Consider the following 22958-nt stretch of genomic DNA (forward strand, 5'->3'; position numbering starts at 1 on the left):
TGAAACGCCGGGTGGAACACGGTACCATGCCGTTTTTTGCAACGCGGACGGCGGCACCGGCGCTTTCACGGCCGCGCGGCGACACGATGGAATCGAACGATGGGGAAGGGTGCATGACGGCGTGGCTGACGGTAGTGGGCATCGGCGACGACGGTTACGCGGGGCTCGGACGCCACGCGCGGCGCGCGCTGCTCGATGCGACGCACGTGGTCGGCGCGAAACGGCATCTCGACATGCTGCCCGCGCGGCTGCGCGCCGCGCGCGAAGCATGGCCGTCGCCGTTCGACCTGTCGGCGCTGCTCGCGCGCCGCGGCGCGCCCGTGTGCGTGCTCGCGAGCGGCGACCCGATGCTGTTCGGCGTCGGCGCGACGCTCGCCCGCGCGCTTTCCCCCGACGAATGGCGCGTGCTGCCCGCGCCGTCGTCGCTGTCGCTCGCGGCCGCGCGGCTCGGCTGGGCGCTGCAGGACGTCGGCGCGGTCTCGCTCGTCGGGCGTCCGCTCGCGACGCTGGGCCGCCACCTGCTGCCGGGCCGGCGGCTGTTCGTGCTGAGCGCCGACGGCCGTACGCCGGCCGCGGTCGCGGCCGAACTCGTCGCCCGCGGCTTCGGGCCGACGCGCATCAGCGTGTTCGAACATCTGGGCGGCCCGCTCGAACGGCGGATCGACGGCCTCGCGCACGACTGGAACATCGACGAAACCGCCGCACTCAATCTCGTCGCGCTCGACTGCCGGGCGGGCCCCGACGCGCCGCGCCGCGCGCTCACGCCCGGCCTGCCCGACGACGCGTACCGCCACGACGGCCAGCTCACCAAGCGCGACCTGCGCGCGATGACGCTCGGGCGCCTCGCGCCCGCGGCCGGCGAACTGCTGTGGGACGTCGGTGCCGGCAGCGGCTCGATCGGCATCGAATGGATGCGCGCGCATCCATCCTGCCAGGCGATCGCGATCGAAGCGCATGCGGAGCGGCAGCGCTTCATCGAACACAACCGCGATACGCTCGGCGTGCCGGGCCTGCAACTCGTCGCGGGCCGTGCGCCCGATGCGCTCGCGGGGCTCGCCGCGCCCGACGCGATCTTCATCGGCGGCGGCGCGACGGCGCCCGGCGTGCTCGACGCGTGCTGGGCGTCGCTGAAACCCGGCGGACGGCTGGTCGCGAACGCGGTCACGCTGCAAGGCGAGATGGCGCTCGCCGCGTGGCGCGATGCGCATGGCGGCACGCTCACGCGCGTGTCGTTCGCGCACGCCGAACCGCTCGGCCGCTTCGACACGTGGCGGCAGCCGCTGCCGGTCACGCTGTACGACGGGCGCAAGCCCGACGCGACAGACGCGGCCGACGCGGCAGGTTCGTCGAATAGGGCGAACCCGTCGAACCCAGCGGACGCGTGATGCGCGACGAAACCCCCGAACAGCCCGCGCCGCTGCGCTTCGGCTACACGACCGGCAGCTGCGCGACCGCGACGTCGCTCGCGGCCGCGCGGCTGCTGCTCGCGGGTCACGCGGACGACGCGGTCGAGATCGTGCTGCCGAAGGGACAGCGCGTGATGATGCGGCTCGAATTCTGCCGCGTCACGGCCGACGGCGCCGAAGCCGGCACGATCAAGGATGCCGGCGACGATCCGGACGTCACGCACGGCGCGCTGATCTTCGCGCGCGTCGCGCTCACGGCAGCGCCCGGCGTGCGCTTTCATGCGGGGCCGGGCGTCGGCACGGTCACGCGCGCGGGGCTCACGCTGCCGGTCGGCGAACCGGCGATCAACCCGGTGCCGCGCCAGATGATGACCACGCACCTCGAAGCGCTCGGCGCTGAACACGGCTACACGGGCGGTTTCGACGTGACGATCGGCGTCGAAGGCGGCGAGGCGCTCGCGCTGAAGACGATGAACCCGCGCCTGGGCATCGTCGGCGGGCTGTCGATCCTCGGCACGACCGGCATCGTGCGGCCGTTTTCGTGTTCGGCCTATATCGCATCGATTCATCAGGGCATCGACGTCGCGCGGGCGAACGGCATCGCGCACATCGCCGCCTGCACGGGCAACGCGAGCGAGGATGCGATGCGCGCGCACTACCATCTGCCCGACATGGCGCTGATCGAGATGGGCGATTTCGCGGGCGCGGTGCTCAAGCACCTGCGGCGCGCGCCGGTCGCGCGCCTGTCGATGTGCGGCGGCTTCGGCAAGCTCAGCAAGCTCGCGGCCGGCCATCTCGACCTGCACAGCCGCCATTCGAGCATCGATCTGCCGCTGCTCGCGCAGTGGGCGGCGCAAGCCGGCGCGAGCGATGCGCTGCAGGCCGCGATGCGCGCCGCGAACACGAGCCAGGAAGCGTTGAAGCTCGCGCAGGCCGACGGCGTGCCGCTCGGCGACCTCGTCTGCGCGCATGCGCTGCGGGTCGCACGCGACATCGTGCCGCCGTCGGTCGCGGTCGAAATGTTCGCGATCGACCGACAGGGCCGCTTCGTCGGGGAGGCGCGATGAGCCCGCGCATCCTGCTGCTCGGCGGCACCGGCGATGCACTGAAAATCGCGCGCGCGCTCGGCCCGCATCATGTCTATAGTCTCGCCGGTCTCGGCAAGACGCCCGACGATTTGCGCTGCGACGTGCGCGTCGGCGGTTTCGGCGGCGCAGCCGGGCTGACCGCGTATCTTCGCGACGCTGGCATCGGCCTCGTGATCGACGCCACGCATCCGTATGCCGCGCAAATCAGCGCGAACGCCGCGGCGGCGACGCGCGACGCGGGCGTGCCGCTATGGGCGCTGCGCCGCGCGCCGTGGACGCCGCAACCGGGCGACGACTGGCGGATGGTCGACGAGTGGGCCGGCATCGAGGCCGCGCTCGCGCCGTTCAGGCGTCCGCTGTTCACGCTCGGCCGCGAGCCGCTCGCGCATCTCGACGCGATCCCGCCGCACCAGTTCTGGCTCGTGCGCTGCCTCGATGCGCACGCCGGCAACGCCCGCGCGCAGGTCATCGCCGCGCGCGGGCCGTTCACGCCCGACGGCGAGCGCGCGCTGTTCGCGCTGGCTGGCATCGACGTCGTCGTCAGCAAGAACAGTGGCGGCGCGGCCACCGAGGCCAAGCTCGACGTCGCGCGCGAACGCAGGCTGCCGGTCGTGATGCTGCGCCGGCCGCCGCTGCCCGATGCCGACCGCGGGTTCGACTCGGTCACGGCGCTCATCGACGCACTCGATCCGGCCGCGCGCGCCTGACGCGACGCAGCGGTCACCCCACGAATTGACGGAGAATTTTCGATGACGGTGTACTTCATCGGCGCGGGCCCCGGCGACCCGGAGCTGATCACGGTGAAGGGCCAGCGCCTCGTGCGCATGTGCCCGGTGATCCTGTATGCGGGTTCGCTCGTGCCGGCCGCCGTGCTCGACGGTCATTGCGCGGAGCAGGTCGTCAACACGGCCGAGCTCGACCTCGATGCGATCGTCGCGCTGCTCGCCGCCGCGCACGCGAAAGGGCAGGACGTCGCGCGCGTGCATTCGGGCGACCCGTCGCTGTACGGCGCGATCGGTGAGCAGATCCGCCGCCTGAAAGCGCTCGGGATTCCGTACGAAATCGTGCCGGGCGTGACGGCCACGGCTGCGTGCGCGGCGACGCTCGGTGTCGAGCTGACGCTGCCCGGCGTCGCGCAGACGGTGATCCTCACGCGCTTCGCGGGCAAGACGACGATGCCGGAAGGCGAAGCGCTCGGCGCGCTCGCCGCGCATCGCGCGACGCTTGCGATCCATCTCGGCGTGCGCCATCTCGCGCGTATCGTCGACGAAGTGCTGCCGCATTACGGCGCCGATTGCCCGGTGGCGGTGATCTATCGCGCGAGCTGGCCCGACGAGGAACGCGTGACGGGCACGCTGGCCGACATCGTCGGCAAGGTGCAGGGCACGCAGATCGAGCGCACCGCGCTGATCCTGATCGGGCGCGTGCTCGACGCCGAAGGATTCGCGGATTCGACGCTGTACGCGAGCGGGGGCTGAACGCACCTGCGCCCGCGCCGCTGGCCCGCGGCGTCGCTCAGGCCCGCGCCATGCGTCGCACCTGCTTCGGCGCAAACCCTGCCGCCAGCGCGAACAGCGCGATACAGAGGCACGCCATCGCGATCCACGCGGGCGTCAGATCCGCAAGATGCTGGCGCACCAGGCCGGCCGCGAACGGAAACAAGCCTGCGACCAGGTAGCCGACGCCCTGCACGAACCCCGTCAGCGACGCGGCATCGGCCGGCGTCGCCGCATGGTCAACCGTGACGATCAACGACAGCGGAAACAGCGCGCCGATCCCCGCGCCGAGCAGCAGCGCGGCCGGCAACGCGAGCGCGTCGGGCGCGGCCAGCATCACCAGCAAGCCGACGAACAGCGACGCGATCGCCGCATGCAGCGCGGGCCGGCGATCGGGCAGGCGGTCGATCGTCGCGGAAATGGTCAGGCCCGCGACGACTTCCGCGAGCGTCACGCCACCGAGCAGGCTGCCGGCCGCGGTCGGCGACCAGCCAAGCCGCATGTAGTACGGCGGCAGCCACGCGAGCACGAGCGTGTAAGCGCCCGTCGCGATGCCGAAGAACAGCGCGAGCCGCCATGCGCGCGGCGAACGCGACGGCCGTGCATTCGATACCGACGCCGGCCCGCCGGCCAGCGCGTCGCCACCGCGGCTGGCCAGCGGCCACGCCAGTGCGGCGAGCGCCGCCGGCAGCACCCAGCCCGCGAGCGCGGCGAGCCAGCCCCAGCGCGCCGCGGCGAACGGCGCGACGACGCTCGCGAGCACCGCGCCGCCCATGATCGACGTCGAATAGACGCCCATCGCGCCGCCGATGCGCGTCGCGAAATGCGCCTTCACGAAGCCGGGCAACAACGCCTGCACCATCGCGATCCCGACGCCCGCGCAGCACGCGCTCGCGAGCAGCAGCCATGCGTGCTGCGCCCCGACGCGCGATGCGCAGGCCAGCCCGATCAACGCGACGCCGAGCCACACGCCGCCCGCGATCCCGGTGATGCGCTGCAGCCGCCGCGCGCTCAGCGCGCCGAGCCCCATCAGCAGGATCGGGATCGTCGTCAGCAGGCTGGCCGCGCCGTCGCCAATACCCGTCGCGCGCTGGATCATGTCGAGCAACGGGCCGACCGCGGCGAGCGCCGGCCGCAGGTTCAGCCCGACGAGCACGATCGCGGCGAGCCGCCATCCGGGAGAAGTGAAGCGATTCATTGCAAGGCCCTCGATATCGGTGCGCGGCTGTCAGCGAGGCGCCGCGCGTTTTTCCGGTAAAGTATCTCGACATCAAGATATATGGCAATTTATCTTGACGTCAAGATAACTGGTGAGCCGAGGAGGGTTAATGGATCGAGCCGAGCATGCGCTCGCGCAATGGCGCGCCGAGCGTCCGGATCTCGACGCAACGTCGATGGTGGTGATGGGGCGGCTGCAGGAAGCCGCGCTCGTGATCGCGCGGGACCGTCTCAATCCGCTGTTCGCGCGCTACGGCATGCAGCCGGGCGAATTCGACGTGCTCGCGACGCTGCGGCGCAGTGGTGCGCCGTTCGCGCTGACGCCGACCGCGCTGTATGACGCGCTGATGATGTCGTCGGGCGGGATGACCGCGCGCATCGACCGGCTGCAGAAGGCGGGGTGGGTCGAGCGTCGGCCGAACCCGGCCGACGGGCGCGGCACGCTCGTCGCGCTGACGGATGCGGGGCGGGTGCTGATCGATGAGGCGGTTGGTGCGCACATCGATAACCAGCGCGAGGTGCTGGCGGTGTTGTCGGCGGCGGAGCAGGCGCAGTTGTCGGAACTGCTGGGGAAGTTGCTGGCGGGGCTGGAAGGTGGGGCGCCGGAAGGGGAGGAAGGGACGTCGCGTTGAAGAATGCGTGATGGAAACGGACGCGGCGGGCAAAAAAGTTCTTCGTGAATTTTCGTGGGCGTCGCTTGCCGACCCGTTTGAGTCCTTCGGCACTTCCTCGTGACGACGGCGGGTTTCGAGTCTCAAACGGTCGCTGCCTCCGATCGATTAGCATATGGCGATGTCGCCGTTGAAGCGGGCCGCAAATTCGCTCCGATTACGTCTAATATGAGGGCCTAGCAATGATCACAGAAGCTAAATTCAATCGACTTTCCATTGCGGTTCGCGATTTCGAAAAATGCATAGAATTTGCGGAAGAAGCGAAAGGCCACTCTCAATCTAGCCTTGCATACGAAGCGATCGTCTTTGCCGCAATCGTGTGCTATTACAGGCCATTTTCGCCAAACGAAAGGGGGCCGGCTGAGGCGACCTCGAAGCTGGAGCTTGGTGACTTCGCAAACTTGACAGCGCCTGAGACTGAACTTCACGAAAAGTGTAAGAGATTGCGTAACAAAGCGATTGCACATTCAGAATACAAGTACAACCCCACACGTCTTGATACGTCGAGTGGTGTCATAGCAAGCATGCCGTTCTCGTTGGCCCAAAATGAACCAAATTTGGCAGCCCTATCGACTTTGGCGCGAAAACTCGCCGAGGAGTGCCATCATATGCGAGCAGACTATGTTCGCAATCGTCGAAATTCTGCGGGGTTGGAGTCCGTTCCGGGCACGGATTCCTAACGGGAAACGCACCTCTGCCCGCGCAAAGTCGCTTGCATCATCAAGTTGATCGGCGGGTTACGGGCGGAAACTAAGGGTCATATCGGCGTGTAGCGAGGTAATTTGATGCCATGCATGTGTTCCCATTCGAGATCTGGGTGCTTCGTCCCGCCCTTGATTAGGTCAGTCAGTGACAGTAAAGTCGATGAAATATTGGCTGCAACCACCGGATCAGGATTTAGTGTAAGGGGAAGACCTGCATCACCACGAAAAAAGCACTCTGTAACTGCGCACTGAATAGCGAGAAATGGCCAGAACCAGTCGCTGCCAATTTCTGGGTGGATATCGCCCATTGGCTTTCTCAATGAATTAAAGATGTTCATGCCCGCCCACAAGATGCGATATCTGAAGAGTACCGCGTTCCACTTCGCATCTAGGTTGAGCGCTCCACCAAAACTTTGCAAATACGCGGCCAGCGGTCCGTTGGTGTGGGAGAGCAGTTCGAGATTTTGCCGTAGTTCACCACTGATTCCCAGCCAGCCCCGTAACCCCGTTTGATCTGCGGCGGGTGGTGAGTCGATGACAAGCACCTGAAACGGTGCGCAGGCTGCGACGAGACCGACTACTTCGTCGCGCGTCTTCTGCAGTGGGTCAGTAGATCCCAATATATCCAACACTTTCGCGGCCCAAACCTTGGCTTGCTGCTCCTTGAACTCGGGCGTGAAATCTTTCGTGATCGCGAGGTTGTTCGTCCAGAACGCCTGAATGGCAAGTGACGCCTCAACGAATTCGTGGGGATGGGCTGTAACGTTCTTGACCGATTGCGGCACGAACGCATCTCGCAGTTTTTTGAACATGGTTTGTATTCTTGAGTGTCCTTGGATTGGGCGAGGCGACACCGTCACAATACTGCCAATATTACTCGGGAACGCACCAACCGCAACCGAGCTCCTCCTGCACGCCGCGAGCGCGAGTGGCCGATAAAGGCGCCGGTAGTACCGTCCCGTACGGTTGCGTTTCGGCTTTTGAGTGGCAAATTCGGCACTCTGCGCGATACGCTCATGCGGGAGGGACGCATGCCGCTAGAATTCATTCACGTTCCGCGTCGAGGAGACCGCCTTGAAACAAGAAATTCAATCCCTGCTGGACAGAATGGCACAAGGGGGCGACTGGCACGCCTTTCGCAATGAAATTGCAGCGCTGCACGAGCACGCGACGACCGAAGATGAGCATGTGGCGTTGCTAGAAGCGCATCGAACACTCGTGGCCGTGGGAAGAGAGTGCTTTGATGAAGCGTCCTACGCAAAGCTGCTTCAAGCCGCAAACGCGGAATACCGGATGTTCCTTAACAAGGAGGCGACAGAGGATGGCTTGGTCAATCCGGTACTGCTGGACCGGATAACGCGCCGAGAAGTAACAGCGGGACGGCTCGGTGCCGACGACAACCTTCGAACATTGGCCGCAGCAGGGGCATCGGTTCTAGGCGACTCCGCAAAGAGCGCTGCACGTCGATGCAAACCGGGAGACTGGTTCTTCTATGGAATGGGCTTCGCGGCCCTTCTAGCAGTGGCGCTAGAGAATGCCCATGTCTCCCGGCTCTGGATGATCGCGCTTGGTCTGATCGTCGGCTGGTTCTTAAACGAGCGGGAGCGCAAGCATATCGATACATCGATTGATGGGCGTCGCTCAGAAAGTTGAACGCCAGACTCCGTCACGATAACCGATGGCAATCCAAGCCAGCAGCGCAACCGACCCTGAGCAGCGCTTCGGTGAGCGTTGACGATGATGCACGTCGCGAAAGGCATGGCCACTTACTGAGCGGGGCCGACGTCTGAATGTCCAAGCAACGGTAGGAGCAAATGACGCTTCTGGCCGAAGACCGACAGTCTTCCCAGCGTTCCCCGAAAATTCGCGATGAACCAAAAAACCCGCCGCACAATGCGGCGGGCGTCGCAGGTCGCAGGGCGCGGGCCGCACGTGGTGCGCCCGCGTAACCGATCAGCCGCGCGCCGGAATATTGAGCCCCCGCGCGACAGCCGGACGAGCAACAAACGCGTCAAGCACCCGCTTGACGTGCCGGAATTCGCTGAACCCCACCAGTTCACCCGCCTCATAGAAACCGACCAGGTTCCGCACCCACGGGAAGATCGCGATATCGGCGATCGTGTACGTATCGCCCATCACCCACTGGCGGTTCGCGAGATAGGCGTCGAGCACGCCGAGCAGGCGCTTCGACTCGTCGACGTAGCGCTGACGCGGTCGCTTGTCCTCGTAATCGCGCCCGGCGAACTTGTGGAAGAAGCCGACCTGGCCGAACATCGGCCCGATGCCGCCCATCTGGAACATCACCCACTGGATCGTCTCGTAGCGGCCCGCGAGATCCTTCGGGATCAACTGGCCCGTCTTGTCCGCGAGATAGATCAGGATCGCGCCCGATTCGAACAGCGGCAGCGGCTGGCCGTCCGGGCCGTTCGGATCGATGATCGCCGGGATCTTGTTGTTCGGGTTCAGCGACAGGAATTCGGGCGACAACTGGTCGTTCGTGTCGAAGCGCACGAGGTGCGGCTCGTACGGCAGGCCGGTTTCCTCGAGCATGATCGACACCTTGACGCCGTTCGGCGTCGGCAGCGAGTAGAGCTGAAGGCGGTCGGGATGCTGGGCCGGCCACTTTTGCGTGATCGGGAAGGCGGACAGATCGGGCATGAAGGTTCGCTCGTCGAAGTGAATGATCCGCGCTGCGTTCGCGCTGCCGCGCCCGAACACGATCCACGGCGCGGCGGCGGGCCGGAGCGCGCCGAAAACGCCCACTGTAGCCGATCCCCGGAATCGCTGCAGGCGCCGGCTGCGCACGCGCCCGCACCGCCGAAGCCATCAGAAGTTGTGCCGCAGCCCGACCATCGCGGCCGTCGTGCCGACGCCGGGCGCGACCGGCTGCCCGTACACGAGCATCTGGGCCATCGTGCCGCGATTGTTCACGTGGCCGACCTGCGCGTAGACCGTCGTCCGCTTCGACAGGCTGTAGTCGGCCGCGAGCACGACCGCCGTCGACTTGTTCGCCGAGACGTTGCGATCCTTCAGGTAATACACGGCCGAGCTCACCTGCAGGAAAGGCGTGAAGCGATAGCCGACGCCAGCCGACAGCATGTCGAGGTTGACCTTGTCCGCATGCGACGGATTCCGGCCGTTGCCGTACGACGCCGACACCGAGAAATCGCGGATCGTGTATTTCGCGCCGACGTAGACGAAGCGATTGTTGTCGACGCCGGTCGGCGCGACGCCCGGCGCCGGGTTCGTGTCGTGACCGTTGTAGTAGACGGCCGACAGGGTCAGCCCGTAGTTCGCATACTTGAGCACGACCGATTCGCGCGTGCCGCCCTGGAATTGCCCCGCGACGCCGCCCGGCGCGTATTCGAGCGCGATCGACGCGCCCGCGAACGTCGGCGACTGGTAGACGAGCGCATTGCTGTCGTACAGCGCGCCGATCGAGCCGTTGGTGCTCGTCCCCGGCCAGCCGGCCGCGGTGTTCAGGCCGAGCCACGCGGTCAGCACGCTGCCGAAGAACTGCGCATTGCGCACGTCGGTGTCGGCCATCGCATAGATCATCGGCACGATCTGGCGGCCGGCCGTGAACGAACCGAACGGGCCCGACACGCCGAGCGACGCGACCTGGTTGAAGATCGCGACGGCGCCGGGTGTGTCGCTCAGCTGCAGCTTGCCGGTACCGCTGTCGAACGAGCCCTGCAGCTTGAAGTTGATCTTGTAGCCGCCGCCGATGTCCTCGCTGCCGCGGATGCCCCAGAAGCTCGAATAGATGCCGCCGTCCTTCATCCGGAACACCTTGCCGGTGTTCGGCGCGCGGGGGCTGAACGACGCGGCCGACGTGCTCTGGTACAGCAGCCCCGTGTCGATCACGCCGTACAGCGTGACGGAGGATTGCGCATGCGCGAGCGCCGAACAGCCGGCAAGCGCCGCGAGCGCGGCCAGTTTCGTCTTCATCGAAGTCTCCAGGATCGTCATTGGCCCGGACGGGATCGAGCCCGGCCGGGTAAAGCGGGTAAAGCGAGGAAGCAGCGAGGCCGGCGGCAAGGCGCGACATGCGCGCCGGGGCGAGCCGTGCGGAAAGACTACGCAACGGCAGGCAACCGCTCCCCCCCATGCGCGGGGGGCAGGGTTGCGGAGAATTGAAGGGGGGCGGACAGCTACGCCGCTATGGGCGTCCGGCTCGGACAGGTGTCAAGGCGCGTTTTCAAGCAGCCCGAGCACCAGCGCGCGGCGCACCGCATGCTTGCGCGAGCTCGCGTCGAGCTTGCCGAACAGGTTCTTCAGGTGCCACTTCACGGTTTCCTCGCCGACGGCGAGCGCGACCGCGATCTCCTTGTTCGACAGGTTGCGCGCGAGCAATTCGAGGATCGCGCGCTCCTTCGGCGTCAGCACGACGCTCGGCACCGCGCGCGGGCTCGTCGCGCCGCGCGGGGCCGGCGGCACGATGCGCGGCTGCGGCAGCGCGTGCCGCGCGGGGCCGTCGCCGGCGGCCGCCTCGTCGCCGACGCGGCGCGCCCAGTCGGCCACGGCCGGATGCGCATCGGCGAGCGTGCGCGTGAGGCCGAACATGTCCGCGAGGTTCATCGCCTCGTCGAGCAGCGCACGGCCGCCACGCCCCGACTGGTCGAGCGCGAACGCGCTGAGCGCCATGATCTCGATGCGCTCGCGGCCCATGCTCATTTCGCGGGCCAGCACGGCGGCTTCGTCGAGCGCCGCGCATGCGTCGTCCCAGCGGCGCGCGGCCAGCGCCGCGTATGCATGCGCGGTCGCCTGCAGCAGCACGACGGGGCGCCGCCACAGCGGCCCGTGCGCCGGAAATTCGGCCGCGGCGATCGCATCGATCCGCTCGACCAGTGCATGGCACGTCGCCTCGCGATAACGCGCCGCGTGAATGCGCACCTGCTCGGCGACGCTCGCGACCGACAGGCGCGGCAGCCGCCGCGCGACGCCCATCGCGTCGAGCGCCTCGAGCAAGTCGATCGCGCGATGCTCGACGCCGCGCAGCAGCGCGATGCGCGCGGCCGTGCGATAGCCGAGCAGCACGGTGTCGGGCGTGCCCGCGTGTTCGAGCACGTCGAGCCGGTTCGCGAGCAGCGCGGCGGCCTGGTCGACGCGATCGGCCTCGTAGGCGATCGCCGCGCACATCGCCGCGAGCATGCAGGTCAGCGGATGGCGCCGCCCGAGATCGGTTTCCGCGCGCGCCAGCGCCGGCGACAGCACGTCGTCCGCGAGCCGGATCTGGCCTTCGCGCAGGTAGCTCAGGCCCGCGATCAGTTCGCCCCAGCGCGCGACGTAGCCGAATCCGGCCGCCGTCTCGCCGCGCGGGGCGGCCTGCTGGAAGCGACGCGCCTGCGCCGGTTCGCCGACGATGATCGCGCGCGCCGACAGCCGGTTCGCATGCATTTGCGCGAGCCACGTCGCCGCCGGCGGCGTGAAGTCGGCCCACGGCTCGAACAGTTCGACGAAGCGATCGATTTCATCAGCGTAATACGCGGCCGCGCTGAGGATCAGCGCGCATTCGTAGCGCATCGCGGCCGGCGTGCCGTCGTCGGCCAGGATGCCCGCGATCTGGCGCCGCGCCTCGACATGGCGCTCGCCGAGCGCCAGCGCCCACGCGACCGCGATCCGCAGCGTCGGGCGCTTGTCGAGCTCCGCATCGGGCAGCAGCGCGAGCCAGTCGAGCACGTCGTTGATGCGGCCCTGCTTGATCGCATCCTCGAGGCAGCGCTGCGCGAGCGCGTACGCGGTCTCGACCTGGCCGGCCGCATACGCGTGGCGCGCGGCTTCCTCGGTCATCCCGTGCGCGTCGAGCCAGCTCGCCGCGCGAGCGTGCAGCGTGCTGCGCTCGACGTCGGCGCGCGCGGCCAGCCGATCGCGCAGCGTGTCGCGCACGAGCGGGTGCAGCCGGCACCAGTCCGAATCGTCCGATGCGATGAACAGCGGCGTGTCGCGGGCGAGCCGCGCGAGGCGATCGGGCGCGCGCGCGTCGTCGAGCAGCGCCGCGCACAGCGACGGATGCAGGCGATCGGCGACGCTCGTGCGCGTCAGGAACGCGGTGTCGTCGGCCGACAGGTTCGCGAGCAGCAGCTCGACGAGCCGGTCGCGCGTGCCGTCCACGCGGGCGGCGAGCGCATCGACCGCCTGGCGCGGATCGGCCGAGCGCGCCATCGCGGCCATCGCGAGCTGCAGCCCGAGCGGCCAGCCGTCGACGCGCTCGAACAGCCGCGCGCACGCATCGGCGTCCACCCGCTGCGCGAAGCGCGCGCCGACCAGCGCGATCGTCTCATCGAGCGTGAAACGCAGCCAGTCGGGGCCTGCCAGCGTGCATTGGCCGCCCGCGAGCAGGTCGCCGGCCGCGTGATCGAGCCCGCGCCGCGCCGCGACGACGACATGCAGGTTCTGCGGCGCGTTGTGCAGCACGTAGGTCAGCGCATCGAGACCGGCGGCCGGCAGCCGCTCCGCGTCGTCGACGATCAGCAACGCCTCCATCGACAGTTGCGCGACCTCGGCCAGCCACGCGGTCAGCCCGTCCAGCGCACGCGCCGCGCCGCCCGGGATCAACCGTCCGAAGCCTGGCCGCGCGCAGCCGGTCCGCACCGCCTGCACGAGCCCCTGCAGCAGCCGTGGCGCGTCGTCGCGCTCGTCGGCCGACAGCCACACGACCGCGCGGCCGAGCGCGACGGTTTCGCGGCGCCATTGCGCGAGCAGCGAGGTCTTGCCGTAACCGGCCGGCGCCTGCACCAGCGTGACCGGGCGACCGCCGAACGCCGGTGCGGCAAGGCTCAGCCGCGCACGCGCGAGCAGCTGCGCCGGCACGCGCGGCGCGGTCGTCTTCAGCACGAGTTCGGTGGGGGGCGCGTCGGCGCGATCGGGTGGGTAGGCCATCGGGGCAGCAGTGGGGTCCGGCGCGGCCACGCGGGCCAGCGTCCGGGGTGGGCTTGGCGGAAGGATCGGTCGAACCGCGTTCGCGCGTCAATCCCCCCCGCGCCGAGTGGGGCCGCCCGGGCGCGGCGTCGATAGCATGGGTTCCGATGCATGACGAACGCCACGAGGAGGGCACCCATGAAGATCGTATCGACCGGCGCGAAGCGTCACGCGCCGAGCGCCGGATAAGCGGAGCGGCACGATGTACCGCCATCTGCTCGTGACGGTCGACGGCGCGCCCGGCGGCATCGACGCGATCGGCGATGCGCTCGAACTGGCGCGCGCGGTCGGCGCGCGGGTCACGTTCGTGCTGTCCGCCGCCGCGCCGGACTCGCGTTTATCCGGAGCGCGGCCGCCCGGACACGGTGCGAAAGTGGAAGCCGCCGCGCGGGCGCAGGGCCTGTCCCATGCGATCGCTGGGGCCGGCCATCCGGGGGCCGGCCATCCGGGAGCCGGCGACGCATCGCCGGGCGCGCTCGCCGACGAGCTCGGCTGCGACCTGATCGGCGTCGCCGCGCTGCCGCCCGACGCCGATGCGGCGGCCCGCGCACGGCGGCAGCGGTTGCTCGCGACGAGCGGCGTGCCGGTGCTCGTGTGCCCGTCGCACCGGGCGCCCGCCGCGGCGCGCGTGATCGCGCGTTGTCTCGATGCGCATCGCGCGGTCGGCGTGTTGCTCGAGGCGCTGATGGCGTCCGGCGACGCCGCGCATGCGCCGCAGCGGCAAGCGGCTGATGCGCGGGATGCGCTGGCTTCGCTCGCCGCACTGCAGAACGCCCGCTTCGGCACGGCCGACGAAGCGCGGCTCTTCGCGGCATTGCGCATCCGGGCGGAGTGCGTCGCGGCCGAACTGGACGAACTCGACCGCCAGCGGCAGCGCGACACGCAAACCCTCGGCGCGCTCGCCCGGCTCGCCGAAGACGGGCTGCCGTCGGCCGCGTTCGACACCGCGCTGGCCCGCTATGCGCACGGCACGTTCGAGCAGATGGGGCGGATGGAAGGCGTGATTTTCCCGGCCGCGCGGCGCTACCTCGTCGACGCCGACTGGGCCGGACTGGACGAACCGCTGGCGGACGGCGCACCCGCGACGCCGCCACGCACGAACGAACCCGCCGATGCGCGCCGCGCATCGGACTGACGACTTACGGAGAACAAGATGGCTCATGCAGTGCGATTCCACGAAACCGGCGGCCCCGACGTACTGCGCTGGGAGGCGGTCGACGTCGGCGATCCGGGCCCCGGCCAGGTGCGCCTGCGGCACGAGGCGGTCGGCCTGAACTTCGCCGACACGTATTTCCGCAGCGGCCTGTATCCGGTGCCGCTGCCGGCCGGCATCGGCGTCGAGGCGGCCGGCGTGGTCGAGGCCGTCGGCCCCGGCGTGACGAACGTCGCCGCCGGCGACCGCGTGACGTACACGGGCTTCCTGAACACGCTCGGCGCGTACAGCACCGAACGGCTGATCGCGGCCGCGCCGCTCGTCCGGCTGCCCGCCGGCATCGCGTGCGAAACGGCCGCCGCGATGACGATGCGCGGCCTCACGTCGGCCTACCTGCTGCGCCGCATTCACGCGTTTGCGCCGGGCGACACGATCCTGCTGCACGCGGCCGCCGGCGGCGTCGGGCTGATCGTGTCGCAATGGGCGAGGCTGCTCGGGCTCACGGTGATCGGCACCGTCTCCAGCGAACACAAGGCCGCGATCGCCCGCGCGCACGGCTGCGACCATACGATCGACTACAGCCGCGAGGACGTCGCGAAGCGCGTGCGCGAACTGACGGATGGCGCGGGTGTCGACGTCGTGTTCGACAGCGTCGGCAAGGACACCTTCGAAGGCTCGCTCGATTCGCTGAAGCGGCGCGGGCTCATGGTGTGCGTCGGCACCGCGTCGGGCCCGATCCCGCCGTTCGATCCGCAGCGACTTGCGATGAAGGGCTCGCTGTACCTGACGCGCCCGGCGCTGGCCGACTACATCGCCGATCCGGCCGAGAAGAACGACCTGGCCGGCGAACTGTTCGCGCACGTCGCGGCCGGCCGCATCAGGATCGAGATCAACCAGCGCTATGCGCTGCAGGACGCCGCGCAGGCGCACCGCGATCTCGAATCGCGCAAGACCACCGGTTCATCGGTGTTCATCGTCTGAGGAGGCGCGCATGCGAGTCGAACCCCTGACCTGTGCGATCGGTGCGGAGCTGCTCGGCGTGAACCTAGCCGACGCCGTGCACGACGACGGCCTGTTCGCCGAGATCCGCGCGCAACTGCTCCGGCACCGCGTGCTGTTCCTGCGCGACCAGGACATCACGCGCGCCGAGCACGTCGCGTTCGCGCGGCGCTTCGGCGAACTCGAGGATCATCCGGTCGCCGGCAGCGATCCCGAGCACCCGGGGCTCGTGCGGATCTACAAGTCGCCCGACCAGCCGAACGACCGCTACGAGAATGCGTGGCACAGCGATGCGAGCTGGCGCGTGGCGCCGCCGTTCGGCTGCGTGCTGCGCTGCATCGACGGTCCGCCGGTTGGCGGCGACACGATGTGGGCAAACATGGTGCTCGCGTACGAGCGCCTGCCGGACCACGTGAAGCAGCAGATCGCGGACTTGCGCGCGCGCCACAGCATCGAGGCGAGCTTCGGCGCGGCGATGCCGATCGACAGGCGGCTCGCGCTGAAGGCGCAGTATCCGGACGCCGAGCATCCGGTCGTGCGCACGCATCCGGAAACCGGCGAGAAGGTGCTGTACGTGAACGCGTTCGCGACGCATTTCACGAACTTCCACACGCCGGCGCGGGTGCGCTTCGGGCAGGACGCGAACCCCGGCGCCGGCCAGTTGCTGCAGTACCTGATCAGCCAGGCCTATATCCCCGAATACCAGGTGCGCTGGCGCTGGAAGAAGAACAGCGTCGCGATCTGGGACAACCGCAGCACGCAGCATTACGCGGTGATGGACTACCCGCCGTGCGTGCGCCGGATGGAGCGCGCGGGCATCGTCGGCGACGTGCCGTTCTGAGCGCGAGCGCGGCTTAACCGATTCGCCACCCGATACACGCCGCGCCGGGCTCGCCGCCCGGCGCGGCGGGGTACGCATGCCTGTACGCGTCGTACGCCCGACACACAACGATTCCCACTGGAGGACGACATGCAATTTCTCGACGATTCGCTGCACCCGGAAAACCAGGACAAGGTGGTCATCACGGTCGCGCCGTACGGCCCCGAATGGATGCCCGCCGATTTTCCGGAAGACATTCCGGTGACGATGGACGAGCACGTGCAGAAGGCCGTCGACTGCTATAACGCGGGCGCGACGGTGCTGCACCTGCACGTGCGCGAGCTCGACGGCAAGGGCAGCAAGCGGCTGTCGAAATTCAACGAACTGCTCGGCCGGTTGCGCGAGGCGGTGCCCGACATGATCCTGCAGGTCGGCGGCTCGATCTCGTTCGCGCCGGAAGGCGACGGCGCCGAGGCGAAATGGCTGTCCGACGACACGCGCCACATGCTCGCCGAGCTGACGCCGAAGCCCGACCAGGTGACGGTCGCGATCAACACCGTGCAGATGAACATCACCGAGCTGATGAGCCGCAAGGACATCGCCGGCACGTCGCTGAACGAAAACGCGCTGTGGGACGCCTATCGCGAGATGACGGTGCCGGCCGGCCCCGGCTGGGTCGACGAGCACCTGCGCCGCCTGCAGGCGGCCGGCATCCAGCCGCATTTCCAGCTCACCGGCATGCACGCGCTCGAAACGCTCGAACGGATCATCCGGCGCGGCGTCTATCGCGGCCCGCTGAACGTCACGTGGGTCGGCATCGGCGGCGGTTTCGACGGTCCGAATCCGTACAACTTCATGGAATTCGTGCGGCGTTGCCCGGACGGCGCGTGCATCACGCTCGAATCGCTGATGAAGAACGTGCTGCCGATCAACACGGTCGCGATGGCGCTCGGCCTGCATCCGCGCTGCGGGATCGAGGACACGATCATCGACCAGAAGGGCAACCGGATGACGTCGGTGCAACAGGTCGAGCAGTGCGTGCGGATCGCCCGCGAACTCGGCCGCGAGATCGCGACCGGCAAGGACGCGAAGGCGATCTACCGGATCGGCGTGCAGTACGACGGCGTCGACGAAACGCTCGCGCAGCTCGGGATGGCGCCGAACCGCCGGCCGGGCCAGGTGAGCGTGCCGCTGCGCGCGGCCTGACGCATAGCGCACCGGGCGGCCCGCGAGCGCCGCCCGCCGATCGATGTGGCGCGGCACCCATCCTCGCGTATCGGTATGGCGCGAGGCAAGCTCCCCGAAACGGAGCGGGGCCGCGCAAGCCGCGCCGGCGCATTGCCGCCCCGGCGCCGGAGGAGACACGCATGTTGATTCATCACGTCGAGCCGTCGCTGCAGGACCTGACGGCCACCGAGCGGCGCGCGCCTGCGTATGCGTGGCTCGTGTTCGGGTTGACCGTCGGGCTGCTGCTGTCCGACTACATGTCGCGGCAGGTGCTCAATGCGGTGTTTCCGCTGCTCAAGCACGCATGGGCGCTGTCGGACACGCAGCTCGGTTCGCTGTCCGGCGTCGTCGCGCTGCTGGTCGGGCTGCTGACGTTCCCGCTGTCGGTGCTGGCCGACCGCTTCGGGCGCGTGCGCAGCATCGTGCTGATGGCCGCGTTGTGGAGCGTCGCGACGCTCGGCTGCGCGCTGTCGACCCACTACGCGGAAATGCTGGTCGCGCGCGGCCTCGTCGGGCTCGGCGAAGCCGCGTACGGCAGCGTCGGCGTCGCGCTGATCCTCAGCATCTTTCCGGCCCGGCTGCGCGCGACGCTGACCGGCGCGTTCATGGCCGGCGGCGCATTCGGTTCCGTGTTCGGGATGGCGCTCGGCGGGCTGGTCGGCGCGCATCTGGGCTGGCGCTGGTCGTTCGGCGTGATGGCCGCGCTCGGCATCGTGCTGCTCGTCGCGTATCGCTGCATCGTGACCGAGCGGCGGCTCGCCGCGTGCCGCGTCGAGCCGTGCCGGCGCGAGGCCGGCGCACCGCGCGGCCTGCGCGGCAGCGGGCGCGCGCTGATGTCGGCGCTGTTCGCGTCGCGCTCGGTGATCTGCGCGTATGTCGGCAGCGGGCTGCACCTGTTCGTGCCGGGCGCGCTGTTCGCGTGGCTGCCTAGCTACCTGAACCGCTACTACGCGATGGCGCCCGACCGCGCGGCCGTCGTCGCGGCCGGCTTCGTGCTGCTCGCGGGCGTCGGGATGGTCGGCTGCGGGATCGTCACCGACCGCGTCGGGCGGGCCGACGGCTCGCGCAAATGGCTGACCGCGATCGCATATTGCGTGCTCACCGGCGTGTGCCTCGCGGTTGCGTTCCGGTTGCCGCCCGGGCCGCTGCAGCTCGCGCTGATCTGCGCGGGCATGCTGGTCGGCGCGGGCGCGTCCGGCGCATCGGGCGCGATGGTCGCGAACCTCACGCCGGCCGCGATCCACGCGTCGGCGTTCGCGACGCTCACGCTCGCGAACAACCTGCTCGGCATGGCGCCGGGCCCGCTGCTGACCGGGTGGGCGGCCGATCGCGCCGGGCTCGTCGGCGCACTGCAGTGGATTCCGGTCGTGCCGCTCGCGGCGGCCGTGCTGTTCGCGGTCGGACGCGCGAGCTATGCGGCCGATCTCGCGCGCGTCGAACGCGAACGGCGCGCGACACGACTTTCCTGAACTCTCTTCCCGAACGCTTCCTGGAGGCTGCATGACCCTGGCGACCACGCCCACCATCCTGATCGTGCCCGGCTTGCGCGATCACGTCGAAGACCACTGGCAGACGCATCTCGAACGACGCGTGCCGAACGCGCGCTCCGTCGCGCCGCTCGATGCCGACAAGCTGAGCCGCGCCGCGCGCGTCGCGGCACTCGATGCGGCGCTCGCCGCGATCGACGGGCCGGTGATCCTCGTTGCACACAGCGCGGGCGTGATGATCGTCGCGCATTGGGCACGGCAGGCCACGCGCGCGATTCACGGGGCGCTGCTCGCGGCGCCGGCCGATCTCGATACGCCGATGCCCGAAGGCTATCCGACGCCCGACGCGCTCGCCGCGCACGGCTGGACCCCGGTGCCGACCGGGCCGCTGCCGTTCCCGAGCATCGTCGCCGCGAGCCGCAACGATCCGCTCGCGCGCTTCGACCGCGTCGAGACGCTGGCGGCCGGGTGGGGCAGCCGGCTCGTCGATCTCGGCGAGGTCGGGCACCTGAACCCGGCATCCGGCTACGGCGAGTGGCGCGATGCGGAGCGGTGGATCGGGGAGGTGGCGGCGCTCGGAAAAACCCCTTTGCACCCCGGCGGCCTGACGTTCCCGGCCTGATTCGGGCGCTTCAGCGCTTGTACGGAAACCGAGAAAGGTGACGTGCTGCGGGCCGCACGAAAAGTCATTTCCGAGCACCGAGACGTGCCGATCGCATTGAAGGATCGTTGATTTGCTCGACCTCGATTACGTCATCACGATCCATGACGAGATCATCCGGGATCTGGGCGGACTGAACGGATTGGCTCATGCCGGCGGCCTTGCATCGCGTGGACAATCATGCGCATTACGCCGGGCTCGACGACGTATTCGGCATTGCCGCCACCTATGCAGTTGCCGTCGCACGAGGACATGTGTTCAACGATGCCAACAAGCGTACCGGTCTCACCTGCGCGTTGACTTATATGGAGCGACAGGGGATTACGATTCCCCGTCGCGCCGATCTTGAAGATCTTATGGTCGATGTGGCTGACGGCACGGTAACCAGCGAGGAACTGGCCGAATATTTCAGCGCGGTCCGGGAACTCTCCCAACGCCGTTGACGACCGCGAGTCACCCATCCTCGTACCCATCGCCGTAGATCAATCGTTCAACGGCGTGCATCGCTGGGCTTCTTATCCGGGTACCCGCCGTCTAACGTGCCATTTGGCAATGCACCAAGGAACCCGTTTCAGTCCGCATCACGCCAACATACGACGTCCTAACACGCAAAATGTGTGCGGCGCGCCAAACTGGCCGACTGGTTACATGCCGCATTCGGATGTTTCCCGGAAGCTTTTTGTCAGGGAAAGTCCCGCCCCGCATCCCGTGGTTTTTTGTTGACCGACATCGTATAACGCCGTCATGATTTCCTGACAAGAAAGGTCCCATCCACCGACCGAAGTGAGGAGACATGAACACCACCCCGATCGCTCGCCGTGTCCGCCGGATCGCACTCGCCCTGGGCTTCACGCTGTCGGCCGGCGCGGCCGTTGCGGCCCCCGTATCGCTGAACATCGTCGACGTCGCAGGCAACCTGCAGCTCACGCAGAAGGCCATCGAGGCGTTCAAGGAGAAGAACCCGACCCTCGTCGCGAACGTCACGTTCACAAACGCACCCGCGCCGCAGTTGCCGGGCAAGATCAAGGCGATGCAGGCGGCGGGGCGCTCCGACATCGACCTCGTGCTGACGGGCACCGACGCGCTGGCCGCCGGCATCGAACAGAACCTGTGGCAGAAGCTCCTGCCCGACAACGCAGCCGCGCTCCCCGGCGTGCTCGACAAGTACGCGCCCGGCCCGCGCAAGATGCAGGATCTGGCGCAGGGCTTCGGCCTCGAAGTCACCTACATGCCGGCCGGCCCGTTGCTCGAATACAACCCGGCGAAGGTCTCCGACCCGCCGAAGACGCCCGACCAGTTGCTCGCATGGTGCAAGGCGCACCCGAACAAGCTGATCTATGCGCGCCCGGCGAACTCGGGCCCCGGCCGTACGTTCCTGATGGGGCTGCCGTACGTGCTCGGCGACAAGAATCCGCAGGACCCGATCAACGGTTGGGACAAGACCTGGGCATTCCTGAAACAGTTGAACGACTGCGTGCCGTATTACCCGGGCGGCACGTCGGCGGTGATGAAGGAGCTCGGCGAGGGCACGCGCGACATGACCGTGACCGTCACCGGCTGGGATCTCAACCCGCGCGCGCTCGGCATCGTACCGGCCGAATTCAAAGTCCAGGCGTTCGACAACATGACGTGGGTCAACGACGCGCACTACATGGTGATCCCGAAGGGCGTGCCGAAGGAAAAGCTCGACGTGCTGTTCAAGCTGATGAATTTCCTGCTCGAGCCGGCGCAGCAGGCGACGACCTACGACGACGGCTACTTCTATCCGGGCCCGGCGGTGAAGGGCGTGACGCTCGAGATGGCGCCCGCGCACAGCCAGGAAGTGATCAGGAAATTCGGCCGCCCCGAATACGCGAAGCTGCTCGCCGATCGTCCGCACGTGCAGCCGCTCAACGCGCAGGCGATGGTCGCCGCGTTTCAGAAGTGGGACCGCGAGATCGGTTCGCAGAAATCGAAATAACGCATGAACCCGCGGGCGCTCGGGCGCCCGCGCCGACGGAGTTCGCGTACATGAAGCACAGTTTCGAACGGTTGCGGCTCGACGGCGTGTGCCGCAGTTTCACCAATGCGCAAGGCGCGCAGGTTGCCGCGCTGAACGGCCTCGACCTCGAGATCCGGCGCGGCGAATTCATCGCGCTGCTCGGCCCGTCCGGCTGCGGCAAATCGACCGCGCTGAACTGCATCGCCGGGCTGCAGCCGCTCACGCGCGGCGGCATCTGGCTCGACGACACGCGCATCGACGTGCTGCCGCCCGAGCGTCGCGGCTTCGGGATGGTGTTCCAGAACTACGCGTTGTTTCCGCACATGTCGGTGCTCGACAACGTCGGCTTCGGCCTCAAGATGCGCGGCGTGGCGAAGCAGGAAACGCGGCGGCGCGCGCAGCAGGCGCTCGAGCTCGTGCAGCTCGTCGGTCACGAAGGCAAGCTGCCCGGGCAACTGTCGGGCGGCCAGCAGCAGCGCGTCGCGATCGCGCGGGCGATCGTGATCGAGCCGCCGCTCGTGCTGATGGACGAGCCGTTGTCGAACCTCGACACCAAACTGCGCATCGAGATGCGCGCCGAGATCCGCCGCATCCACACGCAGCTCGAACGCGCGACGATCTACGTCACGCACGACCAGGACGAGGCGCTGTCGATGGCCGACCGCATCGTCGTGATGAAGGAGGGCGTCGTGCAGCAGGTCGCGTCGCCGAAGGACGTCTACACGCGTCCGCACAACCTGCACGTCGCGCGCTTCATGGGCTATCGCAACGTGCTGCCGTTCACGCTCGAAGGGATGGCCGGCGACGGCGTTCGGGTGACAGCCGGTGGCGTGCGCCTCCTCGGCGTGCCGATGGCCGGCTTCGACGCGAAGGACGTCGTGATCGCGCTGCGCCCCGACGACATCGAGCGCGCGGAAGCGGGTGCCGACAATGCGTTCGACGCGACCGTCGAGACGGTCGAATACGGCGGCCGCGACTCGCTGATCCGCGCGATCACGCCGTTCGGCCCAATCTGGGCGCGCGTGGCCGGCGAGTTCGCGCAAGGCGAGGCGCTGCGGCTGCGCGTGGCGCCGGCGCGCGCGCTCGTCTATGCGGGAGACGTGCAATGAACGGGCTGCGCCAATCG

Annotated in this window: 21 protein-coding genes; 16 read left to right on the forward strand and 5 right to left on the reverse strand. The window is 68.5% G+C overall.

All coding sequences use genetic code 11. The features are described from left to right. Positions 1–113: 113 nt before the first annotated feature. Genes cbiE through cobM form a run of 4 tightly spaced genes read left to right on the forward strand, consistent with a single transcriptional unit; the run spans position 114 to position 3972 of the window. Entirely contained in the window at positions 114–1385 is a 1272-nt protein-coding gene (cbiE, locus tag J8I33_RS09250) for a precorrin-6y C5,15-methyltransferase (decarboxylating) subunit CbiE (RefSeq protein ID WP_209935217.1), read from the forward strand. Continuing rightward, the gene (locus J8I33_RS09255) at positions 1385–2473 is read left to right on the forward strand and encodes a cobalt-precorrin-5B (C(1))-methyltransferase (protein WP_209934811.1); all 1089 of its coding nucleotides are present in this window, start codon (positions 1385–1387) and stop codon (positions 2471–2473) included. The genes cbiE and J8I33_RS09255 overlap by 1 nt, the downstream gene beginning before the upstream one ends. Continuing rightward, positions 2470–3201, forward strand: a complete 732-nt coding sequence (locus tag J8I33_RS09260; protein ID WP_209934818.1) for a cobalt-precorrin-6A reductase — start codon at positions 2470–2472, stop codon at positions 3199–3201. Before J8I33_RS09255 ends, J8I33_RS09260 begins: the two co-directional genes overlap by 4 nt. A gap of 42 nt (positions 3202–3243) precedes the next feature. Continuing rightward, positions 3244–3972, forward strand: coding sequence for a precorrin-4 C(11)-methyltransferase (gene cobM / locus J8I33_RS09265; protein WP_050012649.1), 729 nt, complete (start codon positions 3244–3246; stop codon positions 3970–3972). A 37-nt stretch (positions 3973–4009) separates the two neighbouring features. On the opposite strand, the gene J8I33_RS09270 is transcribed toward cobM, so the two are convergent. After that, complete coding sequence (locus J8I33_RS09270) at positions 4010–5188, reverse strand: MFS transporter (RefSeq protein WP_209934824.1); 1179 nt, start codon at positions 5186–5188, stop codon at positions 4010–4012. A gap of 130 nt (positions 5189–5318) precedes the next feature. Between J8I33_RS09270 and J8I33_RS09275 the strand changes: the two genes are divergently transcribed. Continuing rightward, entirely contained in the window at positions 5319–5840 is a 522-nt protein-coding gene (locus J8I33_RS09275) for a MarR family transcriptional regulator (protein WP_209934830.1), read from the forward strand. A gap of 221 nt (positions 5841–6061) precedes the next feature. Then, positions 6062–6559 (forward strand): hypothetical protein, encoded by a 498-nt coding sequence (locus J8I33_RS09280; RefSeq protein ID WP_209934833.1) that lies wholly within the window; start codon positions 6062–6064, stop codon positions 6557–6559. A 77-nt stretch (positions 6560–6636) separates the two neighbouring features. Here the strand turns inward: J8I33_RS09280 and J8I33_RS09285 are convergent, their stop codons facing one another. After that, positions 6637–7395, reverse strand: a complete 759-nt coding sequence (locus J8I33_RS09285; protein WP_209934836.1) for a hypothetical protein — start codon at positions 7393–7395, stop codon at positions 6637–6639. A gap of 262 nt (positions 7396–7657) precedes the next feature. Between J8I33_RS09285 and J8I33_RS09290 the strand changes: the two genes are divergently transcribed. Next, a complete protein-coding gene (locus J8I33_RS09290; RefSeq protein ID WP_209934837.1) occupies positions 7658–8236 on the forward strand; it encodes a hypothetical protein in 579 nt (192 codons plus the stop codon). 300 nt (positions 8237–8536) lie between these two features. Here J8I33_RS09290 and J8I33_RS09295 read toward each other — a convergent pair whose 3' ends face one another. The 3 genes from J8I33_RS09295 to J8I33_RS09305 form a co-directional block, all read right to left on the reverse strand. Then, positions 8537–9241, reverse strand: a complete 705-nt coding sequence (locus J8I33_RS09295; protein ID WP_209934838.1) for a glutathione binding-like protein — start codon at positions 9239–9241, stop codon at positions 8537–8539. A gap of 168 nt (positions 9242–9409) precedes the next feature. Next, positions 9410–10534 (reverse strand): porin, encoded by a 1125-nt coding sequence (locus J8I33_RS09300; RefSeq protein WP_209925635.1) that lies wholly within the window; start codon positions 10532–10534, stop codon positions 9410–9412. Between the two features lie 237 nt (positions 10535–10771). Further along, the gene (locus tag J8I33_RS09305; RefSeq protein WP_209925636.1) at positions 10772–13465 is read right to left on the reverse strand and encodes a LuxR C-terminal-related transcriptional regulator; all 2694 of its coding nucleotides are present in this window, start codon (positions 13463–13465) and stop codon (positions 10772–10774) included. Positions 13466–13706: 241 nt separating this feature from the next. Here J8I33_RS09305 and J8I33_RS09310 point away from each other — a divergent pair, with 241 nt between their 5' ends. The 9 genes from J8I33_RS09310 (at position 13707) to J8I33_RS09350 (ending at position 22941) form a co-directional block, all read left to right on the forward strand. After that, positions 13707–14639, forward strand: coding sequence for a universal stress protein (locus J8I33_RS09310; RefSeq protein WP_209934843.1), 933 nt, complete (start codon positions 13707–13709; stop codon positions 14637–14639). A gap of 18 nt (positions 14640–14657) precedes the next feature. Next, positions 14658–15638 carry a quinone oxidoreductase gene (locus tag J8I33_RS09315; RefSeq protein WP_209925638.1) on the forward strand — a complete coding sequence of 327 codons (981 nt, stop codon included), beginning with the start codon at positions 14658–14660 and terminating at the stop codon, positions 15636–15638. A gap of 10 nt (positions 15639–15648) precedes the next feature. Beyond that, positions 15649–16497 carry a TauD/TfdA family dioxygenase gene (locus J8I33_RS09320; RefSeq protein WP_209934849.1) on the forward strand — a complete coding sequence of 283 codons (849 nt, stop codon included), beginning with the start codon at positions 15649–15651 and terminating at the stop codon, positions 16495–16497. Positions 16498–16626: 129 nt separating this feature from the next. Further along, a complete protein-coding gene (locus tag J8I33_RS09325; protein ID WP_209934856.1) occupies positions 16627–17682 on the forward strand; it encodes a 3-keto-5-aminohexanoate cleavage protein in 1056 nt (351 codons plus the stop codon). 161 nt (positions 17683–17843) lie between these two features. Continuing rightward, positions 17844–19172: an MFS transporter gene (locus J8I33_RS09330; RefSeq protein ID WP_209934864.1), complete on the forward strand. Its 1329-nt coding sequence runs from the start codon at positions 17844–17846 to the stop codon at positions 19170–19172. A gap of 31 nt (positions 19173–19203) precedes the next feature. Next, the gene (locus tag J8I33_RS09335; protein WP_209934868.1) at positions 19204–19812 is read left to right on the forward strand and encodes an alpha/beta fold hydrolase; all 609 of its coding nucleotides are present in this window, start codon (positions 19204–19206) and stop codon (positions 19810–19812) included. Positions 19813–20000: 188 nt separating this feature from the next. Next, positions 20001–20294 (forward strand): type II toxin-antitoxin system death-on-curing family toxin, encoded by a 294-nt coding sequence (locus tag J8I33_RS09340; protein ID WP_245171721.1) that lies wholly within the window; start codon positions 20001–20003, stop codon positions 20292–20294. Between the two features lie 350 nt (positions 20295–20644). Further along, on the forward strand, positions 20645–21811 hold the full coding sequence (locus J8I33_RS09345; RefSeq protein ID WP_209925654.1) for an extracellular solute-binding protein: 1167 nt from the start codon (positions 20645–20647) through the stop codon (positions 21809–21811). Between the two features lie 50 nt (positions 21812–21861). Continuing rightward, positions 21862–22941, forward strand: coding sequence for an ABC transporter ATP-binding protein (locus tag J8I33_RS09350; RefSeq protein ID WP_050012695.1), 1080 nt, complete (start codon positions 21862–21864; stop codon positions 22939–22941). The last annotated feature ends 17 nt before the right edge of the window (positions 22942–22958 follow it).

This window comes from Burkholderia sp. AcTa6-5 (assembly GCF_017815075.1).
GTDB classification, from domain to species: Bacteria; Pseudomonadota; Gammaproteobacteria; order Burkholderiales; family Burkholderiaceae; genus Burkholderia; species Burkholderia sola.

What these genes read in the sequence shown, in the direction of transcription:
- cbiE (WP_209935217.1), top strand. Translation starts at nt 114, where the DNA reads ATGACGGCGTGGCTGACGGTAGTGGGCATCGGCGACGACGGTTACGCG.
- J8I33_RS09255 (WP_209934811.1), top strand. Translation starts at nt 1,385, where the DNA reads ATGCGCGACGAAACCCCCGAACAGCCCGCGCCGCTGCGCTTCGGCTAC.
- J8I33_RS09260 (WP_209934818.1), top strand. Translation starts at nt 2,470, where the DNA reads ATGAGCCCGCGCATCCTGCTGCTCGGCGGCACCGGCGATGCACTGAAA.
- cobM (WP_050012649.1), top strand. Translation starts at nt 3,244, where the DNA reads ATGACGGTGTACTTCATCGGCGCGGGCCCCGGCGACCCGGAGCTGATC.
- J8I33_RS09270 (WP_209934824.1), bottom strand. Translation starts at nt 5,188, where the DNA reads ATGAATCGCTTCACTTCTCCCGGATGGCGGCTCGCCGCGATCGTGCTC.
- J8I33_RS09275 (WP_209934830.1), top strand. Translation starts at nt 5,319, where the DNA reads ATGGATCGAGCCGAGCATGCGCTCGCGCAATGGCGCGCCGAGCGTCCG.
- J8I33_RS09280 (WP_209934833.1), top strand. Translation starts at nt 6,062, where the DNA reads ATGATCACAGAAGCTAAATTCAATCGACTTTCCATTGCGGTTCGCGAT.
- J8I33_RS09285 (WP_209934836.1), bottom strand. Translation starts at nt 7,395, where the DNA reads ATGTTCAAAAAACTGCGAGATGCGTTCGTGCCGCAATCGGTCAAGAAC.
- J8I33_RS09295 (WP_209934838.1), bottom strand. Translation starts at nt 9,241, where the DNA reads ATGCCCGATCTGTCCGCCTTCCCGATCACGCAAAAGTGGCCGGCCCAG.
- J8I33_RS09300 (WP_209925635.1), bottom strand. Translation starts at nt 10,534, where the DNA reads ATGAAGACGAAACTGGCCGCGCTCGCGGCGCTTGCCGGCTGTTCGGCG.
- J8I33_RS09305 (WP_209925636.1), bottom strand. Translation starts at nt 13,465, where the DNA reads ATGGCCTACCCACCCGATCGCGCCGACGCGCCCCCCACCGAACTCGTG.
- J8I33_RS09310 (WP_209934843.1), top strand. Translation starts at nt 13,707, where the DNA reads ATGTACCGCCATCTGCTCGTGACGGTCGACGGCGCGCCCGGCGGCATC.
- J8I33_RS09315 (WP_209925638.1), top strand. Translation starts at nt 14,658, where the DNA reads ATGGCTCATGCAGTGCGATTCCACGAAACCGGCGGCCCCGACGTACTG.
- J8I33_RS09320 (WP_209934849.1), top strand. Translation starts at nt 15,649, where the DNA reads ATGCGAGTCGAACCCCTGACCTGTGCGATCGGTGCGGAGCTGCTCGGC.
- J8I33_RS09325 (WP_209934856.1), top strand. Translation starts at nt 16,627, where the DNA reads ATGCAATTTCTCGACGATTCGCTGCACCCGGAAAACCAGGACAAGGTG.
- J8I33_RS09330 (WP_209934864.1), top strand. Translation starts at nt 17,844, where the DNA reads ATGTTGATTCATCACGTCGAGCCGTCGCTGCAGGACCTGACGGCCACC.
- J8I33_RS09335 (WP_209934868.1), top strand. Translation starts at nt 19,204, where the DNA reads ATGACCCTGGCGACCACGCCCACCATCCTGATCGTGCCCGGCTTGCGC.
- J8I33_RS09340 (WP_245171721.1), top strand. Translation starts at nt 20,001, where the DNA reads ATGCCGGCGGCCTTGCATCGCGTGGACAATCATGCGCATTACGCCGGG.
- J8I33_RS09345 (WP_209925654.1), top strand. Translation starts at nt 20,645, where the DNA reads ATGAACACCACCCCGATCGCTCGCCGTGTCCGCCGGATCGCACTCGCC.
- J8I33_RS09350 (WP_050012695.1), top strand. Translation starts at nt 21,862, where the DNA reads ATGAAGCACAGTTTCGAACGGTTGCGGCTCGACGGCGTGTGCCGCAGT.